The following is a 12003-nucleotide window of genomic DNA, read 5'->3' on the forward strand; positions in this document are numbered from 1 at the left end:
ACTCAGCCGTAACGGCGCAGTTCGTGGAAGAAGTCGTCGATGACGTGCAGTTGGCCGGCGCGTTCCGTCTCGTCGTACACGTACTTGCCGACGGCCAGGTCGAGCACTCCCAGGCCGAAGGGCGAGAAGACCACCGGCCGGTCGTCGGGCACCTGCACGGTGCCGTTCATGGCGTCGGCGAGGGTGCCGGTGAGGAAGTCCCGGCTGCCGGTGAGCTGCTCGGCCAGGTGCGGGGAGGTGTCGGCCTTGAGGCAGTGCTCGACGTCGTCGACGAAGTTGGCCGAGGCGAGCAGGATCTCCGGGGCGAGGTCCCGCAGGGAGACGTGCAGCACCAGCGGGTTGTGGGTGAACCACGCCGGGTCGGTGACGTGCGGCTTCGCGGCGATGGTGGCGAAGACGACCATGTCGCTGGAGCGGATGAGCTCCTCGGGGTCCTCGTGCACGGTGACGCGGCCGGTGGTGCCCGTCTGCTGGAGATACCCGGCGAACCCGGTGGCGCTGTCGCCCGACAGGTCGTGCACCCCGATCTCGTCGAAGGACCAGCCGGTGCCGGCGAGGTAGGTGTGGATGTAGCGGGCGATCAGGCCGGTGCCGAAGAACCCCACCCGCGCCGGACGTTCGGGCCGGGCGCGGGCGAGGCGGTCGGCGGCGAGCGCCGCCATCGCGGCGGTCCGGGTGGCGCTGATGATGGAGCTCTCCAGGCAGGCGAAGGGGTAGCCGGTGTCGTGGTCGTTGAGGATCAGTACGGCCGAGGCCCGGGGGATGCCGGCCGCGACGTTGTCGGGGAAGCTGGAGATCCACTTGAGGCCGTCCACGCGGACCTGCCCGCCGATGGAGGCCGGCAGCGCGATGATCCGGGAGTTGGGGCGGTCGGGGAACCGGAGGAAGTACGAGGGCGGGTTCACCGAATCGCCCGCGGCGTGCAGCCGGTAGGTGGCCTCGACCAGGTCGGTGATCTGCTTCTCACGATGCTGCAGTGCGCTGTGCACCTGTGCGCCGGGGATCACGGCGAACGGCGGCACTGCGGTCGGCTGGGACATGGGGGTCTCCCGGGGGACGGTGCGGCTGGTGGGCGGTGGGGTGGCGGTGGCCGCGCGGCTCGACGTGGCCGTTACGGAGGGGGAATCGGGGGGCGTGGCGCTCATCGGGTGGCCGCTCCGCCCGCCGGTGGGGCGTCGGTGGGCTTCTGCGGGTCCGCCATGCCGACGAGGATCTCGCGGGGGCCGTCGTAGGGCTCGCGGCTGTGGGCGGTGCGGATGTTGTCGACGAGCATCAGGTCGCCGGGCTGCCAGGGTTCGCGGGCCGTGTGGGCCTCGTAGACCTCGTTGAGGGTCCGTACGACGTCCTCGCCGACCGGGTCGCCGTTGCCGTAGCGGGTGTTGAACGGCAGGCCGTCCTCGCCGTAGACGTCGATCAGGTATTCGCGGACCTCGGGGGCGAGGGTCCATTCGTTGAGGAACGCGATCTGGTTGAACCAGCAGCGCGCTCCGGTCACGGGGTGGCGCACGACCGCGCTGCGGCGCTGGCGGGTGCGCAGTCCGCCGTCGCTCTGCCAGGCGACGTCGATGGCGTTGGCGCGGCAGTACTCCTCGACGGCGGCCCGGTCGCCGGTGCCGAAGGCGTCGGCCCAGGAGGCGCCGATCTCGTCGTTGTAGCTGCGGGTGAGCAGCCAGCCCTCGCGTTCGAACCGCTCCGTCATCGCCGACGGCAGCGCCTCCAGCACGGCCGTCGCGTCCGCGACTCCCGTGACCCCGCCGGAGGCCGGCGCGGTCAGGCACGCGAACATCATCGTGCCGGGAGGGGTGAGGGCGTAGCTGAGCTCATGGTGCATGCACATCGGCTGGTTCGGCGGCCATGCGGTGGAGGAGTACACACCGTCCGCGTACGGCTCCCGCGCGGCGAACGCCTCCCTGTCGGGCATGAGGGGGCCGCCGGCGAGGTGGCGGAACACCGCGCCGACCTGGTCCGCGTCGCGCAGTCCCAGTCCGCGGACGAGGATCGCACCGTGCTCGGCGACGAGGGCGCGCAGCGCGGGAGCGTGCGCGGCGCCCCACTGCGGAGCGTCGTCAGGGGTGTCGATGGTCAGGATCGGCGGCCTGCCGGGCTGAACGGTCGCCTCGGGCAGGGTCGTGGGGGCGGGGGAGGTCATGGTGTGGGGGTCCTTTCCTTGCTGCGGTGATCCGTGGTCGGCGTCGATGCGGTGGCCGGCTCCTTGTTCAGGAGGCAGGGGCGGGTTGGTTGTCGGTGGTGTTCCTGGTGTCGAGGAGTGCGGCGAGGTCGGTCAGGACGGGGTGGCGGGTGACGTCCTTGAGGGTGACGGCCCGGTCGAGGGCGATGGCGAGTTTCACCGCGGACAGCGACGTGCCGCCGCGGTCGAAGAAGTGGTCGCCCCGCCCGATCCGGTCCTCGGGGACACCGAGCACCGTCGACCAGGCCGCCGCCAGCCGCCGTTCCGCCGCGGTCACCGGCGCCCCACCACCACCGCTGCCGGTGTCCCCGGTGGAGGTGTCCAGGGTGGCGGCGAGCGCGGTCAGGGCCTTCTTGTCGACCTTCCCGTTCGCGGTCAGCGGCAGCTCCGGCCGCCAGTGGAACACCGACGGCACCATGTACGACGGCAGCGTCGCCCCCAGCCCCGCGGCCAACTGCCCCGCCTCCAACGGCCCCGCGGCCGTGTAGAACGCCACCAACTGCGTCCCCGCCCCACCCGCCACCGCGACCACCGCACCGTCCCGCACCCCCACCTGACGCAGCAGCGTGTTCTCGATCTCCCCGATCTCGATCCGGAACCCGCGGATCTTCACCTGCGTGTCCCGCCGCCCCAGGAACTCCAGCTTCCCCGACACATCCCAGCGCCCACGGTCCCCGCTGCGATACAACCGCTCACCCGGCCGCAACGGATCCGCCACGAACGCGGCAGCCGTCCGCTCCGGATCATTGACATACCCACGCCCCACACACACCCCGGAGAACACGATCTCCCCCGGCGCGCCCAACGGCACCGGCCGCAACCCCTCGTCCACCACGTACACATGCACATTCGCCACCGGCCGGCCCAGCAGCACCCGCTCCGGCACCGACGTCATCACCTCGTGATTGGTGTCGTCACACGTCTCGGTCAGCCCGTAGGCGTTCACCAGCCGGATCCCCGGCTGCACGGCGAACCACCGCTCCACCAGCTCCCGCTTCAACGCCTCACCCGTCACCGACACACACCGCAACCCGCCCAGCGACCGCGGCGCGTGCTCCAACGCCGCCACCACCGCCTCCAGGTACGACGGCACCACCTGCAGCACATTCACCCCGGCACCCGTGACCGTGTCCAGGAACCGCGGAACATCCAGCACCGCGTCCTGCTCCACCACCACCGTCCGCCCACCCACCAGCAGGCCCGCCACCAACTGCCACAACGAGATGTCGAAACACTGCGGCGCGACCTGCGCCACCACACCACCCTCACCGATCCCCAGATCCTCGATCTTCGCGAACAGGTGATTGACCAGCCCCGCGTGCTCGCACATCGCCCCCTTCGGCTCACCCGTGGAACCCGAGGTGAAGTAGATGTACGCCAACTGCCCCGCACCCACCGGCACGTCCAGATCGTCCGCGGCATGCCCCTCGCCGTACGCCACCTCCACCAGCAGCCGCTCCACCCCGCCCACCGACACCAGCGCCTCATCGAGCGTGCCCGTACTGCCGGACTCCGTCAGCACCAGCCGGCACCCCGCCCGCGCCAGCGTCGCCGCGATCCGCCCCGCCGGGAAACCCGGCTCGACCGGCAGATACACCCCACCCGCCTTGAACACCGCCAGCACCGACGCCAGCCAGTCGGCACTGCGCTCCAGCACCACCCCCACCACACCCTCCCCCGCCACACCACGCGCCCGCAGCGCCCGCGCCAGCCGGTTCGCCCGCCCGTTCAACTCCCCGTACGTCCACTCCCGCCCCGCGTCCACCACCGCCACCGCATCCGGATGCGCCCGCACCCGCTCCTCGAACAACTCGTGCACCCGCAACCCCGGCAACTCCCGCCGCCGCCCCGCCAGACCCTCGACCTGAAACGCCACCTCCGCATCGGAGACCACGGAGGCCGGGGCCGTGTCCGGGCCGGAGACGATCTGCTCGAGCGCGGTCAGGTGGTAGCCCGCGATCCGGCCCGCCGCCTCCCCGTCCAGCACATCGGTGCGATACCGCAGCCGCAGCACCACAGCCCCGTCCACCCCGTCCGCACCGTTGACGACCGAAAGCCGCAGCACCGTCCCACCGACGACGTCCCCGTCGCCCCCGTGGGGATCGAACTCGGCTTCGGAGACCGGACCCGCGATCGCCAGCTGCTGACGCAGGGCCTCGACGGGGAAGTCCTGGTACCGGGTGAGCCGTGACACGGTGTCATGGGTGGCCGTGACGAGGCTCCGCCACGACGGGACGTCGGTGGCGACGCGGCAGGGCAGCGGCCGGGCGCCCGGGGCGGGAACGCAGCCGGTGACGGCCTCGTCCTCACCCGACAGCACCGCCAGCACATGCGCGTGGGCCGCCAGGACCAGCGAGGTGGCCGGAATGCCGAGCTCCTTCGCCAGTCGGCGCAGCCCCTGCGTGAGCTCGTCCGCGACCTGGACGTCGTGCCGCGCGCTCCCCGGCGCGGGCGTCGTCGTCCACCTCGGGATCGTGGTCAGTCCTCCGGCGCCGAGCGCGTCGCGCCAGAACTCCCGGCCCGTGTCCTCATGCATGTCCATCGTGTCTTTCCTCGGTTGCTCGGGTGATGTGTCGTGGCGGCTGATGTGCGGTGGCGTCGCGGTGCCGGTCGGCCGTCAGTGGGCGTGTTCCGGTGCCGCGGTGTGACGGGCGGCGTGGTGCGGGCCCTCGGGGTGGAGGGCCCTGTGGTCCCGTACTTCCCGGGCCGGGTTGCCGCCCCACCGTGCGTTAGGGGGAACTTCGCGGTGGACCGTCACACGGTCACGTTGCGTGACGCCGGCCGGGTGCTTCCCCGGGGCGCCCCGGTCGCGGAACCACGAATTCATGGGTCGCACACCTGCAATCCGCGTGGTTGCTCTGTCGTCTTCCTTGGAATCATTCGTTCCCGGACCGCCCTCCACGGGCTGTCGCGCGGCGGATCGCATATGCGCCGCACCGCTGGAACCGAACGCTCTCCAGTAGGCCCGATCAGGGCGGATCTGTCCTGCTGCGGGAATTCGGTACTTGACGGGACATCCCTGTCCGGATAGGCCGTCCGATCCGGTGGTACCGCCGGCGCCCGATGCCCCCCGAGCAGCCGATCACGGGTGTGACCTGCACAGATATTCCAAGACTCACGCTCTGCAGAAGGTGCGCAATTGTCAAGCCCCGAATTCCGGTGGCATGACGGCGGGGGTTCCGGCCGGGCGTACTGGAGAAGCGTTCGGGCGCCGCCCGGACGGCCTTTCCACCCACCCCTCACACGCCCTGACAGGAGGCCGCCGTGCCTGTCATATCCGTCCCCCAGGACTTCAACGAAGACGATCTCTATGTCGACCTCGAGGCGATTTCCGGGCACCCGCTGTTCCTGAAGTGCGAGGGGTTCAACTTCGCCGGCTCGATCAAACTCAAGGCCGCCACCGAGATGGTCGAGGCCGCCGAGCGCGACGGCCTCCTGCGGCCCGACTCGGTCCTGATCGAGTCCTCGTCGGGCAACCTGGGCGTGGCGCTGAGCATGATCGCCGCCAGCAAGGGCTACCGGTTCCTGTGCGTGACGGATCCACGGTGCAACCTGTCCACCCGACTGCTGATGGAGGCCCTGGGCGCCGAGGTGCACACCGTCACCGAACCCGGCGAGGGCGGCTTCCTCGGGGCGCGCATCGACCACGTGCGGGCGCTGTGCGCCTCGGACGACCGCTACGTATGGCTGAACCAGTACACGAACCCGCACAACGGAATGGCCCACTACCGCAGGACCGCCCCGGCCATCGCCCGCCAGTTCCCCGACCTCGACGTGCTGTTCGTCGGCGCGGGCACCACCGGGACACTCATGGGCTGCGCACGCTACTTCCGCGAGTGGCACCGCCCCGTGCGCATCGTGGCCGTGGACAGCGCCGGTTCCGTCACCTTCGGCGACGCTCCCGGCCGGCGGATGATCCCCGGGCTCGGCACCAGTGTCCGACCGCCCCTGCTGGACACCTCGTACGTGGACGAGGTCGTCCACGTCCCCGAGGCCGACACCATCCGTGCGTGCCATCGGCTGGCCCGGCGCGGATTCCTCTTCGGCGGCTCCACCGGCACCGTCGTCAGCGGCGCCACGAGATGGCTCGCCGCGCACGGCGACGAGAACGTCACGGCGGTGGCCATCGCACCCGACCTGGGCGAGCGGTACCTGGAGACGATCTACCAGGCCAACTGGGTCCACGATCTCTACGGCGAGCACGTACTCACCCGACCGGCCGCGACCGTCCCCTCCCCCTCCCCCGCGGTCTGACCTCCGTCCCGGCGGCGCGGCCCGCGTGAAGGTCCGCTCTCCGGCCACGGGCGCGGCGCGGCGAGAACGCACGCGCGACGAAAGACCGTCGAGCGCGACCCCGGACTGCGGACCTCCAGGACTCGGAGAATGTGACCGACACCACAGTGCGCCATACCTCCGTGTCGCGGCTGCGCAACGCCGGCCTGGTCGAACCCCGGCAGGGCCGGTGCGTGTTCGTCAGGCCCCGGCGTACCCGCCCCCTCGACCTCGATGCCGAGCCCGTCGAGGACACCAAGGCCAAGGTGCTGCAGATCGTGGAGGTACGCCGACCGCTGGAGGGCGAGGCGGCGTACCTCGCGGCCTCGCGCGCCACCCCGGGCGGCCTGGCCCGGATGCGGCAGGCCCTGGACGCGATCGACGCGGCGGTCGCCGCCGGCGGTGACGGCGTGGACGAGGACCTCGCGTTCCACCGGTCGATCGCGGAGTCCATCGGGAACGCGGTCATGGTCTCCACGGTGCGGTACCTCGGCGAGGTGCTGCGCGGCGGCATCCGCGTCACCCGGGCGAACGAGGCACGGCGCGGCGACTTCATCGAAGAGGTGCGGCAGGAGCACCACGCGATCCTGGCCGCCATCGAGGCGCGCGACGCCGACGCCGCCCGCGATGCCGCACGGCTGCACCTGAAGCACGCCGCGTCGCGACTGCAGGACGCGGACGACCGGTTCTGGACGGAGGCGGAGGTCCTGGACGTGGACCTCGACGCGGCTCACTGACGCGGGAGGCTCTCCGGAGTCACGGGAAGCCGTACGCGTCGCGGCCGCGGCGTCACACACCTGGCGCCCCGGGGCACGGGGTCGTCGCCCGGCCCGCCGGCGGGCAGCACGGGTGCTCACGAGGCGCGCCAGCCGCTCCACCGCACGACCTCGACCAGGATCACGGGGCCGGCGGGAGGCCGCCCGGTGTACTGCTCGTACTTCGCCGCCAGCAGCGCGGTGCAGCGTTCGGCCTCGGGAGACCCGGCCGCCCCGGGGAGCACACGCGCCTCGCCGTCGGCGCGGACCCACCACAGCCGGTCCCAGTCCTCCTCGTAGTGGTCCGCGAGGAGACAGACCGCCGGGTTCGCCTCGATTTCGGCCATGCGCCTGAGCCGCGTCGTGCGCTTCGGCTTGTGGTCCACGGCCATCAGCACCGTGTCCCCGTCCAGCGCGAAGACGACGGGGACCAGGTGCGGGCGGGCCGTCGTGCCGGCCGTGGCGAGACGGGCCACGCGTGCCGCCGCGAACCGCTCGCGCGCCTCGGCGTCGGTCAGGGCGGGCATCGCGCGGCCGCCTCAGCGGAACCGTGAGGCGACCTGGGCCAGCCGGTCCAGATGCGCCGTGGTCTCCGGCTCCGGCACCGTCGGGAGGTAGAACAGCACGCGTTCGACACCGAGCCGGATGTATCCCTCGATCTGCTCGGGGTCGTCCGGGACGGCGTACACCGTGACGGGCACGTCCCGGCCGGCGGTGGTCCGCAACCGTTCGATCTGCGGGCCGAGTTGCTCGGGTGGCACGCTGTTGGCGAGCCAGGCGTCACCGAGCGCGGCGACCCTGCGGAACGCGCCTTCGCCGCCGCCGACGTAGATCGGCGGATGGGGGCGCTGCACCGGCTTGGGCCAGGCGTACACGGGGTCGAAGTCCACGAACTCGCCGTGGAACTCGGCCTTCTCGGCGGTCCACAGCTCCCGCATGGCCAACAGCCGCTCGTCCGTGAGGCGGCCGCGGGTGGCGGGGTCGGTGCCGTGGTTCGTCATCTCCTCACGGTTCCAGCCGACTCCCACTCCGAAGATCACGCGCCCGTCGGAGACCAGGTCGAGCGAGGCCACTTCCTTGGCCGTGGTGATCGGGTCGCGCTGCGGGACGAGCGCGATGCCGGTGGCCGGCAGCAGGCGCCGGGTCACCGCGGCGATCACGGACAGGGCGACGAAGGGGTCGAGCGTGCGGTAGTACATGTCCGGCAGTTCACCGCCGCCGGGGTACGGGGTCCTGCGGGAGACCGGGATGTGCGAGTGCTCGGCGACGAACAACGAGTCGAACCCACGCTCTTCGAGTGCCCTTCCCAGCGGTGCCGGGCGGATGCCCTCGTCGGTGATGAAGGTCGAGACTCCGAATTTCACAACCGCTCCTCGGGGTCGAGTACGGGAGTGGGCGGGTCGGCGTCGCGTCTGCGGCGGCGTCCGGGGCCCGGCCCCGGCGCAGCGCACACGACGCGCGGTCCATTGTCCCAGGGAGCCAGGGGACGACGCGCGCGCCGGGACCGCGGCGGGTCCGGAAGCGGCATCGGCCGGCCGACGCGTCGGAGCCGGTCGGCCGGCCCGTGCCGAGCCCCGGCGGCGACGATGGGGGCGGGCGGCAGGCGGCCGGGCCGCGCCCCGGCAACGCGGGAGAGGACCGTCGGCCGGGCCGGGCCCAAGCCGCCCTCGCGGGCACCCGCAAGCCCGGGCCCGGAACGTGCCGGCCGGAACTCGGCCGGGCCGGACCGCGCCACGGCCGTCGGGCCGCCCCACCGAGGCCGGTCCGCGGACCACGGCCATTCTCCCGCCCGGTCCGCGATCACGGGCGGGAAGCCGACCACCGGGCCGTCCCCGCCCGGTCCGCGATCACGGGCGGGAAGCGGACCACCGGCCATCCCTGCCCGGCCGCCTCGCCGAGGCCCGGGAAGCGGACCACCGGGCCATCCCTACCTGGTACGCGCTCACGGGCCGGGAAGCCGACCAGCGGCCATCCCTGCGGCCGCCCCACTCGGACCGGGCGGGGAGCGGACCACCGGCCACCCTGTCCGTCGGCGATCACGGCGCGGCGTCGCGTCGTGACGCCGGGCGGCCGGCCGCCGTCCCGCGCCGGGAGTGCCGGGAGCCGCCCGGGTGTCGTCGGCAGCGGCCGGGCTTATGGTCCGCATATGGGCGATGCTCGGTGGGACCGCCACATCCCGGTCGTGCCGCGCGACCGCCGGCGTCGCGGAGCCGCGCACCGCCGGACGGTCCTGTCGGCGTACCGCCCCGGAACGCCGGCACCCGGCACGACGCGGGGTCCGGCCCCGGACATCGACGTGCCACGGCCCATGGGGGACGAGGCCCTGTACGGGACCCGGTGCCCGGGCGGTCCGTGCGCACCCCGGGACTGCCCCCGGAACTGCCCTCGGCACGCCCGTACCCGCACGAGACCTGAGGCGAGCGACTCGCACCCCCGCACCCGCACGAGGCCCGCGGCGCCCCAGGCGCACACCCGCACCCGCACGAGCCCCACAGCGCCCCAGGCGCACACCCGCACCCGTACAAGCACCCCAACGCCCAAGCCGCCCGTCCGCACCATCCGCACCCGTACAAGGCCCCCAACGCCCCCGCGCACGCACACCCGTACGAGCCACGCGCCGGCCGAGGAGTGCGGATGAGCGGGGAGCCGACCGGTTCGCGGGCCACCGCGCGTGCCGGCCGCGAAGTGGAGGCCGCGCTGATGGACGCCGTGCGGGACGCCCACGCCTCCGCCTCGATGCTGTACGGGCTCGACACCGGCGGGGACGCCCTGTGGCTGGCGGTGCTGACCGGTGTCCCCCGTCATATCGCCGCCCCGTGGACGCGGGTGGCGCTGACGGATCCGCTTCCCGTGGCGGACGCCGTGCGGGAAGGGCGCCTGGTGTGGGTCGGTGGCACGGAGGAACTGGCGCGGCGTTACCCGAGGCCGTCGCTCGTGCTGCCCTACGACTTCGTGCTGGCGGCGGCGCCGGTGACGGACGGCGGCATCCTGCGGGGCGGACTGGTGCTGCTCTGGCCGGGCTCGCATCCGGCGCAGCTCGGCGCCGAGGAGCGCGCGGTCGTCGAGGCGTCCTGCCGTCGGCTGGGCCGCGCCCTGCGGTTGGCGGCGGAGGCGGGCGAGCTGGTGCCGTGCGAACGGCCCCGCACCCTGACCCCGGAACCGGACCGTGCGCTGGGGCCGCCCGAGGCGCTGGCCGCGTTCGTCGACCGGCTGCCGGGAGGGTCCTGTGCCCTGGACCTGAACGGCCGGATCACGTTCATCACTCCGGAAGCCGCCGCCCTGTGCGGCGCCGACCCGGAGGATCTCCTCGGCGCCCTGCCGTGGGAGGCGCTGCCGTGGACGGACGTGCCCGAGGTCGAGGACCGCTACCGGTCGGCCCTGGTCAGCAAGTTGCCCACCTCGTTCGCCGTGCTGCGCCCGCCGGACACCTGGCTCACGTTCGAGCTGTACCCGGACGCCTCCGGCATCAGCGTCCGCATCACCCCCGGCGACCACGGCCCGAGGACGCCCGAGCCCGGTTCCGCGCCGCCCGCCGGTCCCAGCCGTGCCACCGTGCTCTACCACCTGATGCACCTGGCCGCCACGCTCACCGAGGCCGCCGGGGTCAAGGACGTGGTCGAGCAGACCGCCGACCAGCTCATTCCGGCGCTCGGTGCGCAGGCCATGGCGCTGCTGGCCGCCGAGGACGACCGGCTGCGGGTCCTCGGCCACCGCGGCTACAGCGACGCCCTCGTGGAGCGCTTCGACGACACCCCCCTGACACCGGACACGCCCGCCGCCCGCGCCATGCTCACCGGCGAGGCGGGCTTCTTCGGCGACTTCGAGGAGCTCCGGAGCGCCCATCCCCAGGCCGTCCGCCAGGACGGCCTGGGGTCCTGGGCGGTCCTGCCGCTCATCGCGTCCGGCCGGCCGATCGGGTCGCTGGTACTGGCGTACGAGCGGCACAAGCGGTTCCCGCCCACCGAGCGTGCCGTGCTCACCTCACTCGCGGGGCTGATCGGCCAGGCCCTGGAGCGGGCCCGGCTGTACGACACCAAGCACGACGTCGCCCGCCGCCTCCAGGCCGCGCTGCTGCCCCACAGCCTCCCCAGCGTGCCCGGTCTCGAGGTGACCGCGCGCTATCTGCCCGCTGGGCGGGGCCTCGACGTCGGCGGCGACTTCTACGACCTCATCCGGCTGGACGACACCACCGCCGCGGCGGCCATCGGCGACGTCCAGGGCCACAACATCGACGCCGCGGCGCTGATGGGTCAGGTCCGCACCGCCGTCCACGCCCACGCCAGTGCCGGCGCCCCTCCCGACGACGTCCTCCGCCGGACCAACCGGCTGCTCATCGACCTCGACAGCGATCTGTTCACCAGCTGTCTCTACGCCCATCTGGATCTGGCCCGGCAGGAGCTCTGCATGGCCACCGCCGGGCACACCCGGCCGCTGCTGCGGCACGCCGACGGCCGCACGGACGTGCTGACCGTGCCGCCCGGTCTGCTCCTGGGCATCGACCCGGAGGCCGACTACCCGACTCTGGGCTTCTCCCTGACGCCCGGGTGCGTGCTGCTTCTCTACACCGACGGGCTCGTCGAGGACCCGGGCGTGGATCCGGACGACGCGCTCGACTCGCTGCGCGAACTCCTCGGGCGCACCGATCCCGGCGACCTCGACGCCCTGGCGGACGCGCTGATCCGGCACGTCCCCCGTCCCGTGGACGACATCGCGCTGCTGCTCATCCGGTTCCACGCGCCCTGCGGATGACCTCGTACCCACCGCCCGGTGACGGCGGACCGCCCCGGC

Annotated in this window: 8 protein-coding genes; 3 read left to right on the top strand and 5 right to left on the bottom strand. The window is 73.0% G+C overall.

Going from position 1 to position 12003, the window contains the following annotated elements; genetic code table 11:
• Window positions 1-2 precede the first annotated feature (2 nt).
• The 3 genes from sbnB to QRN89_RS01970 form a co-directional block, all read right to left on the bottom strand.
• Complete coding sequence (gene sbnB / locus QRN89_RS01960; protein ID WP_290347591.1) at window positions 3-1040, bottom strand: 2,3-diaminopropionate biosynthesis protein SbnB; 1038 nt, start codon at window positions 1038-1040, stop codon at window positions 3-5.
• A 101-nt stretch (window positions 1041-1141) separates the two neighbouring features.
• Entirely contained in the window at window positions 1142-2149 is a 1008-nt protein-coding gene (locus QRN89_RS01965) for a TauD/TfdA family dioxygenase (RefSeq protein ID WP_290347592.1), read from the bottom strand.
• Window positions 2150-2216: 67 nt separating this feature from the next.
• Entirely contained in the window at window positions 2217-4730 is a 2514-nt protein-coding gene (locus QRN89_RS01970; RefSeq protein WP_356948601.1) for a non-ribosomal peptide synthetase, read from the bottom strand.
• 722 nt (window positions 4731-5452) lie between these two features.
• On the opposite strand from QRN89_RS01970, the gene sbnA reads away from it, so the two are divergent.
• Together sbnA and QRN89_RS01980 are read left to right on the top strand one after the other, a co-directional pair.
• Entirely contained in the window at window positions 5453-6442 is a 990-nt protein-coding gene (gene sbnA / locus QRN89_RS01975; RefSeq protein ID WP_290347593.1) for a 2,3-diaminopropionate biosynthesis protein SbnA, read from the top strand.
• Window positions 6443-6573: 131 nt separating this feature from the next.
• Window positions 6574-7197 carry a FadR/GntR family transcriptional regulator gene (locus QRN89_RS01980; RefSeq protein WP_290347594.1) on the top strand — a complete coding sequence of 208 codons (624 nt, stop codon included), beginning with the start codon at window positions 6574-6576 and terminating at the stop codon, window positions 7195-7197.
• A gap of 116 nt (window positions 7198-7313) precedes the next feature.
• Here QRN89_RS01980 and QRN89_RS01985 read toward each other — a convergent pair whose 3' ends face one another.
• Window positions 7314-7742: a TIGR03668 family PPOX class F420-dependent oxidoreductase gene (locus tag QRN89_RS01985; protein WP_290347595.1), complete on the bottom strand. Its 429-nt coding sequence runs from the start codon at window positions 7740-7742 to the stop codon at window positions 7314-7316.
• 12 nt (window positions 7743-7754) lie between these two features.
• Window positions 7755-8579, bottom strand: coding sequence for an LLM class F420-dependent oxidoreductase (locus QRN89_RS01990; RefSeq protein WP_290347596.1), 825 nt, complete (start codon window positions 8577-8579; stop codon window positions 7755-7757).
• A 1270-nt stretch (window positions 8580-9849) separates the two neighbouring features.
• Between QRN89_RS01990 and QRN89_RS01995 the strand changes: the two genes are divergently transcribed.
• Window positions 9850-11964, top strand: coding sequence for a SpoIIE family protein phosphatase (locus QRN89_RS01995; RefSeq protein WP_290347597.1), 2115 nt, complete (start codon window positions 9850-9852; stop codon window positions 11962-11964).
• Window positions 11965-12003: the final 39 nt, after the last annotated feature.

This window comes from Streptomyces sp. HUAS CB01 (assembly GCF_030406905.1).
Taxonomy (GTDB): domain Bacteria; phylum Actinomycetota; class Actinomycetes; order Streptomycetales; family Streptomycetaceae; genus Streptomyces; species Streptomyces chengbuensis.

Coding starts and splice junctions, on each gene's coding strand:
- sbnB (WP_290347591.1), bottom strand. CDS start 1,040: ATGTCCCAGCCGACCGCAGTGCCGCCGTTCGCCGTGATCCCCGGCGCA.
- QRN89_RS01965 (WP_290347592.1), bottom strand. CDS start 2,149: ATGACCTCCCCCGCCCCCACGACCCTGCCCGAGGCGACCGTTCAGCCC.
- QRN89_RS01970 (WP_356948601.1), bottom strand. CDS start 4,730: ATGGACATGCATGAGGACACGGGCCGGGAGTTCTGGCGCGACGCGCTC.
- QRN89_RS01985 (WP_290347595.1), bottom strand. CDS start 7,742: ATGCCCGCCCTGACCGACGCCGAGGCGCGCGAGCGGTTCGCGGCGGCA.
- QRN89_RS01995 (WP_290347597.1), top strand. CDS start 9,850: ATGAGCGGGGAGCCGACCGGTTCGCGGGCCACCGCGCGTGCCGGCCGC.